This is a genomic window from Timaviella obliquedivisa GSE-PSE-MK23-08B, from assembly GCA_019358855.1.
Lineage (GTDB): Bacteria > Cyanobacteriota > Cyanobacteriia > Elainellales > Elainellaceae > Timaviella > Timaviella obliquedivisa.
The window spans coordinates 60,776-78,596 of record JAHHII010000006.1; the positions used below are offsets into that span (position 1 = coordinate 60,776).

At 48.5% G+C, this 17,821-nt stretch carries 16 protein-coding genes, 1 tRNA gene and 2 pseudogenes; 6 read left to right on the plus strand and 13 right to left on the minus strand.

What is annotated here, in order from left to right; all coding sequences use genetic code 11:
- The first annotated feature begins 78 nt into the window (after positions 1–78).
- Positions 79–2,292, plus strand: a pseudogene (locus KME11_12740) (GUN4 domain-containing protein).
- A 64-nt stretch (positions 2,293–2,356) separates the two neighbouring features.
- On the opposite strand, the gene KME11_12745 reads toward KME11_12740, so the two are convergent.
- From KME11_12745 to KME11_12795, 11 genes are all read right to left on the minus strand, one after another.
- Positions 2,357–2,569, minus strand: coding sequence for a hypothetical protein (locus KME11_12745; protein MBW4516077.1), 213 nt, complete (start codon positions 2,567–2,569; stop codon positions 2,357–2,359).
- A gap of 2 nt (positions 2,570–2,571) precedes the next feature.
- Positions 2,572–2,946, minus strand: coding sequence for a GIY-YIG nuclease family protein (locus tag KME11_12750; protein MBW4516078.1), 375 nt, complete (start codon positions 2,944–2,946; stop codon positions 2,572–2,574).
- 21 nt (positions 2,947–2,967) lie between these two features.
- Positions 2,968–3,897: an ornithine carbamoyltransferase gene (gene argF / locus KME11_12755; GenBank protein ID MBW4516079.1), complete on the minus strand. Its 930-nt coding sequence runs from the start codon at positions 3,895–3,897 to the stop codon at positions 2,968–2,970.
- A 98-nt stretch (positions 3,898–3,995) separates the two neighbouring features.
- On the minus strand, positions 3,996–5,231 hold the full coding sequence (locus KME11_12760) for an ATP phosphoribosyltransferase regulatory subunit (GenBank protein MBW4516080.1): 1,236 nt from the start codon (positions 5,229–5,231) through the stop codon (positions 3,996–3,998).
- Positions 5,231–6,190 carry a J domain-containing protein gene (locus KME11_12765; GenBank protein ID MBW4516081.1) on the minus strand — a complete coding sequence of 320 codons (960 nt, stop codon included), beginning with the start codon at positions 6,188–6,190 and terminating at the stop codon, positions 5,231–5,233. The genes KME11_12760 and KME11_12765 overlap by 1 nt, the downstream gene beginning before the upstream one ends.
- 92 nt (positions 6,191–6,282) lie before the next feature.
- A complete protein-coding gene (locus KME11_12770; protein MBW4516082.1) occupies positions 6,283–7,098 on the minus strand; it encodes an inositol monophosphatase in 816 nt (271 codons plus the stop codon).
- Positions 7,099–7,116: 18 nt separating this feature from the next.
- Positions 7,117–7,485, minus strand: coding sequence for a 2Fe-2S iron-sulfur cluster binding domain-containing protein (locus tag KME11_12775; protein ID MBW4516083.1), 369 nt, complete (start codon positions 7,483–7,485; stop codon positions 7,117–7,119).
- A gap of 297 nt (positions 7,486–7,782) precedes the next feature.
- The gene (locus tag KME11_12780) at positions 7,783–8,172 is read right to left on the minus strand and encodes a hypothetical protein (GenBank protein MBW4516084.1); all 390 of its coding nucleotides are present in this window, start codon (positions 8,170–8,172) and stop codon (positions 7,783–7,785) included.
- Between the two features lie 122 nt (positions 8,173–8,294).
- Positions 8,295–8,546, minus strand: a complete 252-nt coding sequence (locus KME11_12785) for a HigA family addiction module antidote protein (protein MBW4516085.1) — start codon at positions 8,544–8,546, stop codon at positions 8,295–8,297.
- Complete coding sequence (locus KME11_12790) at positions 8,543–10,690, minus strand: NACHT domain-containing protein (protein ID MBW4516086.1); 2,148 nt, start codon at positions 10,688–10,690, stop codon at positions 8,543–8,545. The genes KME11_12785 and KME11_12790 overlap by 4 nt, the downstream gene beginning before the upstream one ends.
- Before the next feature lie 28 nt (positions 10,691–10,718).
- Positions 10,719–11,168 (minus strand): hypothetical protein, encoded by a 450-nt coding sequence (locus KME11_12795; protein ID MBW4516087.1) that lies wholly within the window; start codon positions 11,166–11,168, stop codon positions 10,719–10,721.
- A 173-nt stretch (positions 11,169–11,341) separates the two neighbouring features.
- Here KME11_12795 and KME11_12800 point away from each other — a divergent pair.
- Positions 11,342–11,426: transfer RNA gene (locus KME11_12800), tRNA-Ser, on the plus strand.
- Positions 11,427–11,758: 332 nt separating this feature from the next.
- Here KME11_12800 and KME11_12805 read toward each other — a convergent pair.
- On the minus strand, positions 11,759–12,043 hold the full coding sequence (locus KME11_12805; protein MBW4516088.1) for a hypothetical protein: 285 nt from the start codon (positions 12,041–12,043) through the stop codon (positions 11,759–11,761).
- A 285-nt stretch (positions 12,044–12,328) separates the two neighbouring features.
- Here KME11_12805 and KME11_12810 point away from each other — a divergent pair.
- Positions 12,329–13,210, plus strand: a pseudogene (locus KME11_12810) (LysR family transcriptional regulator).
- Here KME11_12810 and KME11_12815 read toward each other — a convergent pair.
- Positions 13,135–13,836 (minus strand): phosphoribosylanthranilate isomerase, encoded by a 702-nt coding sequence (locus KME11_12815; protein ID MBW4516089.1) that lies wholly within the window; start codon positions 13,834–13,836, stop codon positions 13,135–13,137. The pseudogene KME11_12810 and the gene KME11_12815 sit on opposite strands and share 76 nt — an antisense overlap.
- A 200-nt stretch (positions 13,837–14,036) precedes the next feature.
- Between KME11_12815 and psaK the strand changes: the two genes are divergently transcribed.
- The 3 genes from psaK to KME11_12830 all read left to right on the plus strand — a co-directional run bounded on the left by psaK (position 14,037) and on the right by KME11_12830 (position 17,674).
- Positions 14,037–14,303: a photosystem I reaction center subunit PsaK gene (gene psaK, locus KME11_12820; GenBank protein MBW4516090.1), complete on the plus strand. Its 267-nt coding sequence runs from the start codon at positions 14,037–14,039 to the stop codon at positions 14,301–14,303.
- Positions 14,304–14,431: 128 nt separating this feature from the next.
- Complete coding sequence (locus KME11_12825) at positions 14,432–15,463, plus strand: isochorismatase (GenBank protein ID MBW4516091.1); 1,032 nt, start codon at positions 14,432–14,434, stop codon at positions 15,461–15,463.
- Between the two features lie 150 nt (positions 15,464–15,613).
- On the plus strand, positions 15,614–17,674 hold the full coding sequence (locus KME11_12830; GenBank protein ID MBW4516092.1) for an acyl-CoA dehydrogenase family protein: 2,061 nt from the start codon (positions 15,614–15,616) through the stop codon (positions 17,672–17,674).
- Positions 17,675–17,821: the final 147 nt, after the last annotated feature.

Consider the following 17,821-nt stretch of genomic DNA (forward strand, 5'->3'; position numbering starts at 1 on the left):
AAAAACCTTGATTTTTCTGAGCCAAAATCAATTCTTGACTGACAATAAGGAGAGGAGAGCCGATCCGAGAACTGACCCATGACTCAAGCCCCCAAATCTGAAGAGCCAAAGTCTCAGGATAAAGAAAAGCCTTCTTTTAACGACAGGCTGGCAGATATTGTCCTCAAGGTGGTTATGACGGGTGGCGTGACTGGGGGCAGTATTGGGGCGTTTTGGTCATTGTTTAAAGAGAGTGATGTGCCAAAGGCGATCGCTTCTGCCGTCATTGGACTGGGGATTTCCTATGGAGCTAGCTTGCTCAATCCATTGCATAAAGGCAACCAGCGGCGATTAGGACAAGCAGGAGAAGCGATTGATAAAGCAATCGATCGCACTACTGAACAAGTGGTTGCAAAAGCGAAAGGCGTTGAAGACCAATATTTTCAGTGTCAGGCTTGGGCTTGTCGGCGGCAGCGATCGGAAATTGCCCAGCATGATGGTATTTTTACACCTTTGTTAGAAGAAGTTTTTGTCCCCTTGACGTTAAACCGGAGTTCGATGCTGGCGGGGTTTGGAGTACCGGACGAACTTCAAAAAGACGAACCTGAAGAAGGTAGAGAAATTTGGGATTTGCTGAAAAAGGCAGATGAAGAAGCGACGTTTCGGCAAATTGTCATCCTGGCTTGGGGCGGCTATGGCAAAACGACCTTGATGCGGCACATTGCTTACACGTATTGCCTCAATCAGCAGCAAGAGAAACATGGCGTGAACAAAAGACGCACACCGTTTTTACTATTGCTAAGAAAATATCGGGATGTGATTGCGCAAGAAAATCCATTGAACTTGCCCGATCTGATCATGCAGCAGCATCTATTGAGTTTGCCAGAGGCTGAAGCACTCAAACTGCCGAGTCATTGGGCAAAAAATAAGCTGGAGCGTGGCGAAGCGTTGGTGATGTTGGATGGATTTGATGAGGTCGCAAAGTCTCAGCGTCCAGCGGTAGCGAGATGGGCGAATGATCAGATGCGGCGTTATGGAAAATCGATCTTTATTGTTACGTCGCGTCCTAAAGCTTATGACGAGCAGGATATGGGCGATCGTCTAGAGTTATCCACTCGTCTCTGGGTCAAAGATTTTAATGAACAGCAGTGCCGAGACTTTGTGCAGAAGTGGTATTACTGCCAAGAGCGTTATGCCAACGGCGGCGATGATACGCCCGATGTCCGACAACTTGCAGAGCAAGCCGCTGATGAACTGTTGGCACAAATCGAGGCACGGCAAGCGCTGAAGGATTTAGCCAAAAACCCGCTGTTGCTCAATATGATTGTGACGTTTCATCGTCGCTATCCGGGGGCAGAGCTACCGAAGCGGCGGGTGGAGTTGTATCGAGAAATTTGTTTGTTGCAGTTGCGAGACAGACCCGCTGCCCGCAAGCTAGAGACGCTATTGACTCAATGCGGGGCGCAGACTATTTTGCAAATGCTGGCGCTCTGGATGATGCAAGAAAAAAAAACAACAGTTGGATCGTGCGGTTCTACTGGAGCGAATTGCGGCTGACTTGCGACATCAACAGGAAACGGTGAAAGCCAAAGAATTCTTAGAGCAAGTGGTGCAGATTAGTGAACTGCTGGTGGAGCGAGAACCTGACGAATTTGAGTTTGCCCATCTGAGCTTGCAAGAGTATTTGGCGGCGGCTCAATTAGTGGAGCAAAAGCAGGAGAGTTTGCTGTACGAACATTTTGAGGAGGATTGGTGGAAGACGACGATTTTACTTTATGCGGCTCTGACGAATCCGACAGCACTGATTGAGAAAGCGGTGAGAAGAGGGGCGATCGATTTGGCTTTTTCTTGCCTACAGCAAACGACGAAAAAGATTAATGCTGAATTGAAGCAAACGATTAAAACTTTGCGCTGGGTCAAGTTGGAGGAGATGCTGAAGGCGCAGCAGTGGAAAGATGCAGATTTAGAAACTTATCGGCTGATGATTACGGCGGTCGGGAAAGACCATGGACAGTACTTTACGCGATCGGAACTGTTGAACTTTCCTTGTGATGAGCTAAGGGCGATCGATGGGCTATGGGTGAAATATAGCAACGGACACTTTGGGTTTAGTGTGCAGAAGCAGATTTACGTGGAGTGTGGTGGTCAGCTAGACGGCAATGACTCAAGCCTTGAGGTTTGGATGGAGTTCTGCGATCGCGTCGGCTGGATAAACAATGGCGAATGGATAAACTACTCAAGCCTATACCCCTCTCTTTCCTCTCTCCAAGGAATTTTTCCAGCGGCTTTGGGTCGGTTGATGGTGCTTGGTGAGTTGGGTTGGATGGGTTGTTTGTTTCTTCTTTCGCACAAAGACTTGTGAACTTTGGCATTTAGCTTAAGAGATCCCCTCAGGTTTACAATCCACAAAACTAAGTGCTTCTGGGTCTAAGGAAGCAGCGATCGCTGACTCCAGAACTGCCTCAATGGGATACTCAATCTCCGCTGCCCGCGCATAAAACGCCTCTCGAATATGTCGAGGCAACTTCTCTAAAAACGCCTGTGCAGTGGGTTGATCAAGGTGGCTAATTTGCTCTTCTGTGGATTGCATTATTAATCCCTCATCGAAATTTTGACATTGAACGGCGGTTCTGTAGCTCGAATCATCAGACTCTCTAGACTTAATGATAGCTGTGTCCACTGGGAGTAATCTAGCGGATAAACAGCGATCCTTACGTCGATTGGCTCATAGCCCTCTAGCCAACACCACACTAAAGCCTTATGTCCTCCCGTAAATCGTAATTTAGGATTCTGAGCTTTACCTAGGTAAAGCAACCCTTCCTCTCGATGTCGCACTGCATAAAGACTATGGCGGGTAGTAAGGTTCGTAAACTCTCTCCCGACTGGATAGCATTGCTCGAAAGGCGTTGAAATAAGAAATCCAAGAATTTTCCGGGCTTCTTGTTCTACCGATTTCCAATTACTCATGAAATGAATACAGCCTGTAGATCATGTGGCACTTGCCCCCAACACACTCGCCAGTAGAGCCTTCTGAGCATGAAGCCGATTTTCCGCCTGATCCCACACCAATGACTGTGAACCCTCCATCACTTCATCAGTAATTTCTTCGCCCCGATGCGCGGGCAAACAATGGAGCACGATCGCCTGCCCATCTGCACGGCTCAACAGGTGATTGTTCACCTGATAAGGCTGAAAAATGGGCAACCGTCCTTCTGCCAAATCTTCCTGCCCCATGCTTGCCCACACGTCGGTGTAAATCACATGTGCCCCTTTAACGGCTTCGATCGGATCCTGCATCACTAAAACCTGAGAGCCTCCCGCAATTTCTGTTGCTTGTTGGACGATCGCCGCATCAGGTTCGTAGCCTTTTGGAGCCGCAATCCGCACATTCATGTCTGCTAAAGCACAGCCCAACATCAGCGAATTCGCCATGTTGTTACCATCTCCCACATAGGTGAGCGTCAGCCCTTCCAGTTGTCCAAACTGCTCTTTCACTGTCTGAAGATCTGCCAGTACCTGACAAGGATGCTCTAGATCAGTTAGCGCATTAATCACAGGGATTTTGGCGTAGCTGGCAAAGGTTTCTAGCTCTTGCTGCTCGAAGGTACGAATGGCTAACACATCAAGATAGCGATCGAGCACCCGCGCCGTATCGATCGTGGGTTCGCCCCGTCCCACTTGGGTAACACTAGAATTCAGGTCAATTACCTGCCCGCCGAGTTGATACATCGCCACCGTAAAACTCACCCGTGTCCGAGTCGAAGCCTTTTGGAACAACAGCCCCAAAACCTTGTTGCAGCGAAGGTTCACTTTTCCTGCCTTCATTGCGGCAGCTAAGTCTAGAAGCCCTCGCAACTCGTCCACGCTGAGATCTGCCATGCTTAGCAAATCCCTTCCCTGCAATGACGCTACGCTCATCTTTGGTACTTGAATAAATGGATGGTAAAACAAATGGGTGGTAAAACCGTTTTAAGACACTAGCAGATCTAGGCAGATTGATGTAGCTATTGATATCGCTAATGAGCGACTTCTAAAGCTTCAACTTGAGCGACACCCGCCTCATTCACCCAGGCAATTTGCCGAATCCGACGGCGTTGGGCATAGGCAGCAACCGATTCTGACGATTCTCGGCTATCTAGCTCCATCTCGACACGGACTGTAGGGTCAGCATTACGCAATTGTTGGGCATGGGTAAAAGCGGCGGCATAGGCACGGGGCGTTGTTGGCACCACGAGCCAATCGCTGGCGGGCGTTTGGACGGGCAATTGTCCGGTAGGCAATAGAACCTGATGGAGTTCTTCAATGTTCAGCACAAATCCGATGCCGGGACAGGTTTCGCCTTGAGGATGGTAAAGCCCTAAAAGCTGGTCGTAGCGTCCCCCTTGCCCTAGCACTCGTTGTCCAAAGATGGTGCCACTCACCACTTCAAAAACAATGCCCGTATAGTAATCGAAGGTTTGAATGAGGCTGAGGTCGAGCACAAGCGCCATGCCACTTTGCCCTGCCCAGCTTGCCTGCCACAGTTCAATCAAGGCTTTAAGATTAGCCACGATCGCCCGTTGCCCCTCATCTAAATCTAGACTAGCGACCTGTTGCAGCACATCCGCAGGCTGTCCTCGCAGATCCATAATTAATAGCGCCCGATCGCGCAAGGCTGGCGGCAGCGGCAGAGTTTCTAAGGTAATGCGATCGAGCATAGCGATCGCTACCCGCACTTTCTCTCGTATATTTTCAGGAAAAGCCGAGAGCAGCGATCGGGTTAATTCTGCCTCGCCCAGCACTAAATAAGAATCTTCTAAACCCAAACTCGTCAGACAGTTCATCATCACTAGCAGCACCTCAGCATCAGCAGCCACACCGCTGCTGCCCAAGAGCTCTAAGCCCGCCTGATAAAACTCTTGCTGCCGAGTGTGGTCACCCTTCAGCGATCGCCGAAACACATTGGTATTGTAATAAAGCCGCTGAGGTCGGCTGACTCCTGCCATCCGCGTCACGGCTGCCCGGGCGATCGAAGCCGTCAATTCTGGACGTAGCCCCAGCGCTTCGCCCTCCCGATCTTGCAGTTGAATCACAGTAGATTGTTCAATTGCTCCGCCCGCCATCAAAGTATCCAGACGCTCCAGGGTAGAAGTAATAATGCGGTGATAACCCCAACTGTGGAAGACCTGCCGGAGACGATTCTCGATCCATCGTTTTTGCGCCACATCTAAGGGAAATAGATCCCTTGCTCCCACAGGAGATTGATAAACCATTATTTTTTCTTCCCGCCAAATAATCCAAATAGCCCGCCTTCGGGTTTCGGATCAACCTTACCGCTTTTCGGGGTTGCCTTTGGATCAACTTTTTCAGATTTTTTCCCAACCGTTATGGCAGCAGGCGCACTGCTGCCTTCAACTTTTTTCATGCCTGCCAGAGCCGCTTCATCTTTAGCATTTAACTCTAAGGCTTTTGTGAAATGAATCTTTGCCATCTTCGCTTGATTGGTTTTCAAATAAACTTCACCCAGACGGCTATGGCACTCACTATTTCTTGGGTCAATGCGCGTCGCATCCCGTAACTCTAAAATGACACGGGAATAATCTCGCTTTTTCTCGTACTCTTGGGCACGACGCAAATATGCCGCCACTAAGGTGTTTGTGCTTTGAGCCTTTGGAGAAGTGGCTGCTGCGATCGCGGCTTTCTCTGCATTTGGAGTTCCTACCGCTGCCTTTTTCCCTAAATTCAGTTCGCCTCGTCCCTCTTTTCGCATCAGGTAAACCAGATTCATCTCGCTGATTTGTCCCGTCAAATCCAATGTTTGACCCAAATGTTCATACTGACGCTCAGCCAAATTCTTTAAAGTGATGCGATAGAAATTATCAATATCGCTAGCCGCCGCCAGTTTTCGCGCGGGTTCGCTAATCAGGATCACGGTTTCTTGTTGCTTCAACGCCTGTTGTCCCTTAATTCGCAACAGCACACAGTACTCAGTGTAATTGCGTTCTTGAGAAAGCTTTTCGTATGCAGGATTGACCATTTTTGAGAGAAACTCAGCCGCTTGTTGGCGATCGCACTCCGCATCTTGAGCGCAGCTATCTGGGTGCAGCCGCCGCGCAATTTTAAGATATCCCTTGCGAATATCCTTCATATCCGCATCGACGGGAACGCCTAAAATTGCATGGTAATCGGTGAAGTCTAGATTAAATAATCCCTGTTCAATCTTCAAAGACATGCTAATCATCCCAGAAACTTACCCATAGAGGGTTCCCGCGAATGAACGTCCCATAACCCCAATAAGTAAGAAGTTAGAACAAGCTGGAAACTCTAATTCCACTCCACATTTAATGGCGTAGTTTTACCCAACTCTTGACTCAAAGCCTTATGAATTTGACCATTGGTGGCTAAAATTCGCCCCGAATCTATTGCAAAAGTGCTTTCATCATAAGCAGTCACTTTTCCTCCCGCCTCTTCAATAATGACAACCCCAGCCGCAATATCCCAGGGCGACAAGCCTCGCTCCCAGTAGCCATCTAGCCGTCCACAGGCGACATAAGCTAAATCGATCGCCGCTGATCCGCCTCGTCGCACGCCTTGAGTGAGATGAGTTAGGCGACAGAATTCGGCGTAGTTATTATCAGAGGTTTCGTGGCGATCGTAGGCAAACCCAGTCACCAGTAAGCTCCGCGACAGATCATTCGTTCGTGATACGCGAATGGGACGACGATTGCAAGTTGCGCCCAACCCCTTTGCTGCCCGAAATAACTCTTGGCGAGAAGGGTCAAAAATCACGCCGACTTGCGGTACGCCATCAATCAGCAAGCCAATGGACGTGGAATAAAAAGGATACTGGTGAGCAAAATTAGTTGTACCATCCAAAGGATCGATCGCCCACAGAAACTTACTCTCAGCCTCGCCTAACTTCCCCGACTCTTCCGCCAAAATGCCATGTTCAGGGAAGTGCCGCTGAATCACCGATAAAATTGCTACTTCAGCCCGTTTATCAGCTTCAGTCACTAAATCGCCGGGTCGTCCTTTTTCTTGGATATCTTCCAATTTGCCGAGGTAAGTCTGCAAAACTGCCCCTCCTGCAAGCGCCGCTTCAGTTGCAATATCTAAAAATGTTTGAAGAGATTGAGTCATAGGAAGAAGTGAATAGAATTAATCTTCATCGAGCGGTAAACCTTTGCGCACCCTGCCTTTGCCAAAGTATTGCCCAAACTGAAGTTCGTACACTTCATCTTCATCCTGGGTTTCGACTTCTAAATCCGATCGCGCATAGCTGACACAGAGCAGCGCATAGCCTTTTTCTCGAAGTTTGGGAGATAGTCCCATCGCTTCGGGTTGATAAATTTCGCCAGAAACGACGCGAACGGCGCAAGCGGTACAGGCTCCATTGCGGCAGGAAAAGGGTAGTTCAACGCCCTGGTTTTCGGTGAAGGCGAGGATGTAACGGTCTTCGGGAACCTGGACGGTATGGTGAGTATTAGTTTGGCGGTTGTAGATCCGCACGGTGTGAACGCGGGGCATAGGTAAGGGGCGATCCTTAGCGGGGATCTCGAAGAGGGCGCGGGACTGCACAAGGGTCATGATAGCGGGTATTGGCGATCGCTTCCGGCAAAGAACACTATTTTGCATCCCTTTTCATTTAATGGGGCTACAGGCTTCCACCACCGCGATTTGCTAAAGAACTCTTTAGTCAAAGGAGGAATATCAGCGGTGTCGATTTCTTCCTCTGTAAGCGAGTCAACTTTCTCCCAATTCGTCCTGGAGGAACTGTTCATATCATTCTCGTTCATTGAGGGAATACAAAGGGCAAATAACGACTCATGCCTCCACTGGTGCAATTAAGCCTCGTTTAACGGCTTCTGCAAGAGCGGTAGCTTTGCGAAGTAAGCCTTCCTGGTAGTTTTGCATGAGTGCTTCTAGTTCTAGATGTGCTTCTGGGGATAGGGTTCCAGCTTGCTGTTGATCAAGGAGATGACTGAGTTGAGTATCTTGCTCAGGCTCTAGTTGAAGTTCGGTAAGGGCAAGAAGTTGTTCGTGGGTGAGTTCTGTGACGGTGGGCAGAGTGTTGATATGGGCACTCAGAAGAGGGATGGTTTGGGCGATCGTGTCTGCTAAGACGCTAGCGATATCGCGGTTGGCTAGGCGGGCAAACTGCTCGGCACGTAGATAAATGTCATCGGGGATGTTAAGGGTGACTTGGGTAGTCATTAGTAATTTACGAAATAAACTATGGTTATTCTATCGTGTTCCCCATTTTTGCATCCCTTTTCAAGCCGCCTCAACTACGCAACATAGGGATTTATTTTCTCCAAATCACTTGCCTCTGCCTGCTAGGCATGGTATGGATCCCACCGCAATTGCAGCGTCATCCAGAAATCGGCAGACACCTCAAAAAATTTAGCTAGTCTCAGCGCCGTTCCCGGTGTCATGCCCCGTTTGCCCTTAACCAGTTCGTTTACCCGCTGATAAGGAACATGGAGTGCGTCAGCTAATTCCCGCTGGGTCAATCCCATTGAAATTAAAAACTCTTCTAGTAACATTTCTCCTGGATGAGTTGGAGATCTATGGGTTGGTATTCTCATAAAGGGTAATTTTTGGAGAAGGCAAAGTGGTCGAGCAGTTCGCGGTGAATGAAGCGATAGCGACCGCCGATGCGCTGGAGCAGGCGACGTTCAACGCAGTAGTTGAGGAAACGGGCATAGTTCCAAGGAATTTTGCGATCGTGGGTAAGCGTAAAGCGAAGGCTGAGGTGTTGGATACAGGCTAAGCCACCGCCAAACAAGCCAAAAATCAATGCACCTGCTATTCCTGGAATGATTGCCTGTAGCAATGATTTCTGAACAACTTCAGCAGTGACAAGTAAAGACTGTCTTGCCATGCCTGCTTTTAAAGCTTCTACAGGTAAAGTTATGGTTCCAGCCATCCACATCACAGCCAAGGGATAACTGAAGGTCGTGACCCAGGCGACATTATATAAAGATTTCCAAATACCTTGATTGGGGCGCGATCGCGTTTTCAAATCCTGTTTCATCCCGTTAAGTAGCCCACTAATCAGCCCAACTGTCAGCCCAAAAATTAACCCATAGATTAACCCAACTATTAAAACTATCAGAGACAAAATTAACCCAAAAATTAACCCAAAAATTAGCCATCCTCGCAAACTCCTTAGGATTTCTCGGCGCACTTTTTGAGACATCGAAATACGAAAGTTTTCAACAGGCTTAATATCATCTAGCCTACCAATCAGCCCAACTGTCAGCCCAAAAATTAGCCCAACTGTCAGCGAACCGAGCAGTCCACCAATCAGCCCACCAATCAGCAAACCGAGCAGTCCAACGGTCAGCCCACCAATCAGCAAACCTGTTAGCCCAAAAATCAGCCCAACACTCACCCGATACCCCCACCTCGATCGACCCTCATCCAACCAACTCGGCTGCATCTTTTCAATCAACAATTCCACCTGATTCCGCTCTTGCAACTGCCCCGCCAACCATCCCAACGATCGCCGCACATCACGCCAATCTGGTTCCCGCGCCAAAGTTTTGTATGCCCAATCTCGATTAGTAAATTCCTTACGAAGGCGATCGCTCTCCCGCACTTCTGGGCTTAATTGGCGATCGATATACCGCTCAAACAAATCCGCCTTCCCCTGCAACGGCTTCTGCGAGTCATACACCCGCGCCGCTAACCCAATAAACAACGGCACCCGCAATAATCCTGGCTCTTCCTCATCCTCAGAATTATCCTCATCTTCCTGACTGACCGCAGGTAACACAGGCTTCAGCAACCTCGCCATCTCCGGCACCGCCTGAATCTGTTGCCACAGTTCTAACTTGCCTACCTGCCCCAAATACTCCTGAATCTGCCCATCCGACAACGGCTGCAAACACACCGCACCCCGCAAATTACTCAGCTTCACCCCCGCTTGCATAAACTCCCGCACCCGACAACACACCACCAACTGTGGATAAGTCCGCGCAAACTCATTAATCTTTTCAGTACAAAGCTTCTGCCGCACCAGCCCCAACTCATCCAACCCATCCAGCAACGGCAGCAACACCTGCTTCTCTAGCCACGGCTCATAGATTTTGCGTTTGCGATCGCCCCCAAAATTCTCATACAACTGCGCCAATAACCAAGCCTCAATGCTCTGACTGTCATCCCGCCAAGTCGATAGCTCAAAAATAATCGGAATCACCGTCTTAGGCTGGGCGATTGCCTCTCCCACCAACTGTTCTGCCAACTTCAACAGCGTCGTCGTTTTCCCCGCCCCCGGCGTTCCCAAAATCAACAGCTTGCCCCGAATATCTTCCCTGGCATAGGTCGCCAAAATCGGCTGACGAGAATCGATCGCCTCTTCGTGTACCCCGTCAATGGTCAGGATTTTCTGTGCTTCCAATGCGGTGGATTGCGATCGCAGCTTTGCCACCAGTTCAGGTTCCTCCGCCAAATCCACATCTAGCAGCACATCCCCAAATAGCATTTGCTTCAAGCGGCTCTTAATCTCCGGTTGCTGTTGCTGCAAAATCCGCCCCGCCCGCTCCCAGTCAATTCCCGGTTGTTCCCGCGACTGACCAAATAGTGAAATGAACGATCGCTGAATCGTCAACTGAGCATGAGGCGAATTATTGAGAGCATTAACATCTCCCCCCGCCTGAGACTGCTGGAGATTGCTGTCCTTTAGTTCAGTACTTTCAATTCCCTGTCCTTGCAATGGATCAGTCATTGGCAGTCCTAATCAACACCTCTACTTATCACAGACTCAATAAAGTCGCTGCCGCACCTAGCCAAGGCGAAACTGCCTTAAACACCTCTGCCCCCGTTTGCCACAAACTCTTCCCTGCCTCAGTCGTCTCCTTCAGCGTCTTCATTGTCTCGCCTACTTGCTTCAGGTTCCTGCCCACCAGTTCTTTATCTGGTTTCTCCTTGCCCACTTCCCGCTTTGCCGACTTCAAATAATCCAGCATCTCTTCTTTTTGGTCTGCCGAGATATCTGTGGTGGCGATCGCCCCTCTCAACTGCTCCAGCAATGCCAGCACATCCTCTCCAGTCAGCCCTTGCTGCTGGGTCGCCATCTGTCCTGACTGGCTCTGGGTCAAATCGCGTCCAGCTTGACCTGCCTGCAACTGCCCTCCATTAACCGTGACATTGCTAATTGTTTGGGATTGAGCAGGTTGTTTTTTGCCAAAAAGCTTATCTAGCATTACGCTTCCTCCAATTACTCGGAATGATGGTCATATTCTATGCCAGATCAATGGTTAGAGCGGCGCATCCAGCTTTTCCAGCCGTTCTAAAAATAAGTTTGACTAAAACGCCCTAGAGTCTGCTACTATTACCAACTGGCGGCTTATTTAAGTTGTCACACAAAACACCACCTGGAGAGGTGGCCGAGTGGTTGAAGGCGCAGCACTGGAAATGCTGTTTAGGGCAACTTAACGAGGGTTCGAATCCCTCCCTCTCCGTTTTTTGTTAACTGCTAGTCTCTCGCCTTTGCGATCGCCTCTAAGGAATGACTTGGAGAAATTTTGAGAATGGTGAAGTATGCGCACAATAAAAACTTCAGGATGAGTGCAACTTAGAATTTTTCTAGGTGCATTCATCCTGAAGCGCTAATTAAGATTGCCAAATAGCTGTGTGCTGACGTTACAAAACTTGTAAGGTACAAAGCTTTATTTCGTTCTAATGTTCTGGTCAGCAGTTGTTAGCCATACCGTTATTTCTAAAGCCAAACAAACTACTTATCCAAGGACAAGGTTTTCAAGTCTCTATTCTTAGCAACGAAACTTGTTAGCTGTTAGTGGTAATAGCGCTGTTCAACCCAAACTCGCACATCTGCTTCAGTAGTAAAAGTTTCAGTCTTTCCAGTAATAGGGTCATACACGTGCCAGTATTCGTGACCGGAAGGACTAAATTTTAATTTGATCTGAGGATCGTTACCGCCACTAAGTTTTGCCACTAGGGCTTGAAGAACACGGCTAACTATCGACTCTTTCTTTTGTTTCTTGTTGACGCTTTCTAGATCCCAGTATTCTTTGAAGCTAATGGGATACTGTTCAGTAAACTTGGCGGTCGTTTTCATTTTCTTGCTCCTTTATCTCACCAAAAATTGAGTGGTTAGTTCTGTTCCGATCGCCCTACTTCTGGGTCATACTGCTCAATCTCAGCCGATGATCATGAACTCATCTCAAGTCGGTAAATGTCTATGTGTCTACTGTAGGCATTCCATCTCGGCAAATCAAAAGGTATCATGCATCCTAAGTATGAATAGAATTCATAGACATCACTAGCCTTCGCAATTCGGTGATCTGCGATACTCTTGGAACATCTTGGGGGGTGTCATGCTCATGACACGGGGGAGAAGGAAATGAACTTAGAAGAAGTGAAATTATCCCAATTACGGGCGCTTGTGGCAGTTGCAGCGCACAGTAATTTTAGCGAGGCGGCATCCACCCTGTCGATTTCACAGTCTGCCGTGAGCCATGCGATCGCCACCCTCGAAGCCCAGCTTGGAGTCGTTCTGCTCTACCGAGGGCGGCAAGGAGCAAGCCTCACGCCTGTAGGAGAGCGCATTCTGAAGCACGCCCAAGACATGCTGCGATCGCTAACCTTACTAGGCAAAGAAGCCGATCTATCAAAAGGGCTGCAAGGTGGGCAAGTCCGAATTGCGTCTTTTCGCAGCGTAGCAACTCATGTTTTGCCAGAAGTTATTTCTAAGTTTCGAGAGAACTATCCTGCGATCGCTGTCACTATTACCGAATACCGAGGAGATGAAGGGGTCGAGGAAGCCTTGCGAGATGGGCGATCGGATATTGCGTTTACCTGTCTGCCTCCCTCTCAAGAATTTGATTCTTGGGAACTCATGCAAGATGAGTATATCGTGCTGCTGCCACCCAAAGCTAAAGCACCAGCCGGGCGAATGACATGGAAACAATTGAAAAGCTACCCGCTGATCATGCCGCCTAAAAATGACTATTGTTCCACGACCATTCACAGTTATTTTGCAGAGGCGGGGCACGTCTTAAAATCGACCTATGAAATCGTTGAAGATTCAACCATTATCAGCATGGTAATGAAAGGACTAGGAATTACAATCATGGCGAAGCTGGCAGCTGAACCCTTGCCATTAGGGGTACAAGTGCGTGAATTACCCACAACGCTGACCCGTGTCATTCAAGTTGCCACTTTAGAATCGGCGCTCAATCCGCCGCCAGTGTACGCATTTTTAGACACGTTAAAACAACACTGGAGATTAACGAATAATCTTTCCACAGCGGCTAAATCTTTGTCTCCGGGCGCAATCTCAACCCCGCTAGAAAGATCGATGCCGTCGGGTTGAAGCTTTTGCAGCGCATCGATTACGTTATCTGGTGTAATGCCACCTGCCAGAATCCAAGGGCAACGAGGACGGAATTGCTTCAGGCTCTCCCAGTTGAGGGTTTTTCCCGTTCCACCCAACAGTCCAGGGTTAGTGACATTAGGATGGTAAGCATCAAGCAGCAGTGCATCGACGCAGTTTTCATAACTGCGGGTGTGTTCCAGCGTTTCGGCATTCCGCACCCGGAAAGCTTTGATGATTTCGATCGCAGGTAAAGCTGCCCGTAGCGCCTGACAAAACTGGGGAGATTCATTGCCGTGAAGTTGGGCGGCAGTCAACTGAGCGATCGCCACCACTTGCTCGATTTCCGCCACTGATGCATCGACAAACACGCCCACTCGATCGACCGTTTGTAACGTGGTAAGTCCTCGAATTTGTTCAGGAGCAACATAGCGAGGAGATTGTTTGACACAGATAAAGCCAAGGGCACTTGCGCCAAATTGGGCGATCGCTTGAGCCTGATCTGTCTGAGTAATACCGCAAATTTTAACACGCATGTTTTAGGCTTTGGCGAAGATATAAACAGTTAAATCTCAAATAAATCTCAAAATTTTGGAGGATAGGTAAAACAAACTTTCAATCGTTGAACTGTAATCTTTAAACTGTTAACTATTTAAACAAAACTCTATTCCTCGTCACACTGTCTCCGATAATCCTTATTAATTGATGCTGATATCGACATTAGGAGTATAAAACTTTGACGTACCTAACTTTACTAGCAGCCGTGCCTCATACGCCAGAATGGTCTTATAAAGTAGCGCTGGTGATGATTTCTTGCAATTTATTTGCGATCGCTGTTGGCTACTACGCCATCAAAAATCGCGGTGTTGGCCCTCAGCTTCCGGTGGCAGTACCCGCCATGTTCACCGGATTTGGCATTCCCGAACTATTAGCAACTGCCAGCTTTGGGCATGTGCTAGGGGCAGGGTTCATTCTAGGATTGGGGAATGCAGGCTTGCTGTAGCGCTGAAATAGCGATCGCCTTTACATCTCAAGGGTTTCGGATCAGTTGATCTGAAACCCTTATTTTTTAACGCTTGGCAGTCTTGAATTGTTTATGGTAAAATTTACCATAACAATCCAGAAAACACCATGCAAACCACAACTCACTTACCCACTCATTTTGATCCGGCAAAAGTTGGAGAAGTATGGCGAGTTCCTTATCAAGAACGGGCGATCGCTGCCCAAGAATGGGCAAAACAACACCGTATTCAGCCTGCAACAAGCGATTCTCAGCGGGTATGCTTATTGGCGATCGACGTACAAAATACCTTTTGCATTCCCGAACATGAGCTATTTGTAGGCGGCAGATCGGGCAGGGGCGCAGTTGATGATAATGTTCGCCTCTGTGAGTTCATCTATAGAAATTTGGCGGAAATTACTGAAATTGCATTAACGATGGATACGCATACCGCCACCCAAATCTTTCATCCAGTCTTCTGGGTCAACTCGGCAGGCGCACATCCTTCGCCCATGACCGTGATTACGCTAGAAGACGTGGAAAATGGGACATGGAACGTTAATCCTGCGGCGGTTCCTAGCATCATTCTAGGCAAAGATTCAGACGGACATCTAAATGGATATCAAGATCTGCAAACTTATGGACTTCACTATGTTCGGCGGCTTCATCAAAACGGTAAATTTCCGTTAACGATTTGGCCTTACCACTCTATTCTAGGAGGTATAGGTCATGCGATCGTTTCGGCGGTAGAAGAAGCCTGTTTTTTTCATACCTTAGCGCGTGGCAGTCAGACACACTTTGAACTAAAAGGGAGCAATCCCCTAACCGAAAATTATTCGGTGTTGCAGCCAGAAGTGATGAGTGATCAACAGGAACGGGCGATCGCCCACAAAAATACGGCTTTTCTACAAAAGCTCCTCAGCTTTGATCGCATTATTATCGCCGGACAAGCCAAAAGCCACTGTGTTGCTTGGACGATTGATGATCTGTTAAGCGAGATTCAGGCGACCGATCCAAGTCTGGCTCAAAAGGTTTATTTGTTAGAAGACTGTATGTCTCCTGTAGTCGTTCCGGGCATCGTCGATTTTACCGATCAGGCGATCGCCACATTTCAGCGGTTTGCCCATGCTGGAATGCAGGTAATTCGATCGACAGATTGGTAAGCAACCCCTTTCCTACAATTGCTGTTGAAGGGCAAGGGAAGGGCAATTGACAGAGGGCGATTAACAGGGGATTAAATCGCGAACAACGATTGATTTACAATGCATCCTGGGCATCCTCCTAAACACCAGTCGTAAGCGCAAGAACTCCCAATGAGCATTTTTTGGAAAAAGGTTTCTCTCAATCCACAAAATATTGAACAAACTGTAGAACGAGTCAACGCTTCAATTCGGCAGCCTGGTTTTACTGCTGCATTTACCGTTGACGTAGAGGGAGATGCACGGCTGGTAATTGTGGCAGAAGTAGAGCGACGATACCGCCAGTCCCAACCTGAGGAACAGGCAGAAACATGGGGCGATCGCCGTCAGTCGAATCTTGATGATCATGCTCCCGTTCATCAACCCCTTGATGTTGAAGATATTATTGCTGGCATTCGCTACTCGGTCGCAGAGCATCATGACTTACCTGTTTATGCCGTCTTGCTGCTGCGGGCAGGCATGATGCCCTTAATGCCTGATGGACGAGTCGATCGCGGCACCTGCCGAGAGAGTTATTTAGCAAGCACATTAGAGGCGATCGCCGAGTCTCGACTCATGATTAGTGAAACTAGCGGTAAAGATGACTTAGTGAATTGTCCCAAAAAAGAGGATGCCAACAAAAAAACTGAAGGTCATTTAGAACCCAACCAGAACGATGGCATAGCCGCGGATAGGAGTATAGAGACACTGCTACAGAAGCTGCGATCGCAAAGGAAGCAGTCTCAGAATAGAGACATTTCACCGCTGGTCATGAATTTGGCACAGCAGGGTTTATTAGGAATGCAAATTCCCCTGCAATATGGCGGGCTAGGGTTTGATCATTTCAGCACGCTGCGCGTTTTACAGCAGTTAGGCGCGATCGACATTTCTCTGGCACTCTTCATCAGTCTTCATAATGCGCTAGGGGTTTACCCAATCATGCATTATTCTTCTATAGCGACTCGTCGAGAACTTTTACCTCTTTTAGCCGCCGGACACGAGCTAGCAGCATTCGCCCTAATGGAAGAAGGCACAGATTCTTTCTCACCCACAATTGCCTCTAAAGCGATCGCTAACGGTCGGGGAGATTGGCAGCTTTGGGGCAAGAAAAAATGGAGCAGTCCTAACTCAAGCTGCATACCCGGAATCTTTAATATTTTTGTGCAACAAGTAGATGCTCAAGGCAATACCCAAGGCATCGCGGGTTTTGTAGTACGTGACAGTTTGCGCCAAGAACGGGCTGGAACCTTAGGCAACACTTTATTTCTAGAGGGTGATATCGTCAGTTCGGAGCAGCGGTTGAGCAAGGTTGGGGCAGGGATGGACATTGCCCAAAACGTTATGCAGCTACATCGGCTGAGTATTGCAGCAGTTTGTCTAGGCGGCATGAAACGGTGTGCGCAGATGACCTTACAAGCCACTCAGCACCTCACTGTTTCCGCCGACCAACCCTTCGACCATCCAGTGACGCTGATGGGCTTGAGTGAAACGACTCTAGCGATCGCTGCTGTTGAGTCATTGGTGAGTCACCTGGGCTTGCTGCTCGACCAGGGCTATCCCGTTCCCATGGAGGCATATTTAGCTTGTAAAACTTCGGCTCCAGAGTTCTTTTGGAAAAGTGCAGATAGCTTAGTGCAATTCTTAGGAGAACGCAGCGATGTCTTGGAAATTTTGCAAGATGCCAGATTGCTACGAATGGTTGAAGGATCAACAGAGACGCTCAACTCCCTGCTGGGAGAACAGGTCATTTATGATGGTGATGCTCTACACCAGTTTTTGTGCCATGAACTGCGCGCTCCCGACATCGCCGAAACTTTAAAGACGGCTGCTTTCCAAATTCACGATCGCTATACCCAATTTCCTGGACGCTTTACCCCGCCAGCTGCCAGCCAATGGGCAGACGGGGCAATTGGAGCGATCGCCACCTGGGCAATTCTGTGGGCGGCGGTTGGACGAGCATTAAATGCAACACCATCGCCACTCTTACAACAAACATTTAATTGGGCACAGCTTCAGTTTGAGCATCGATTATTTCAAGCGCTGATTCCAATGGCTAGCGAAGTCACCCTTTCAACAGCTGAAGAAATGATTGAAGCAGTGGCTCACTATGCAGACGCGATCGGTGAGATTGGCATTAATCAGGATTTAGATACGCCAACAAAACTACCGACAAATCATGAATCAGAACAGGGTTGATCCCAGATTACGGCAGCGGATCTCCCCATTCATTGAAGCTAGGTACCTGTCCGATCAAGACTTTTCCGACCATCGGATCGCTCTCATCCCATCTCAGCGTTTGGCTTAATCAGCGCTCTGTTGATTTAGACGGAGATTACAAATCAT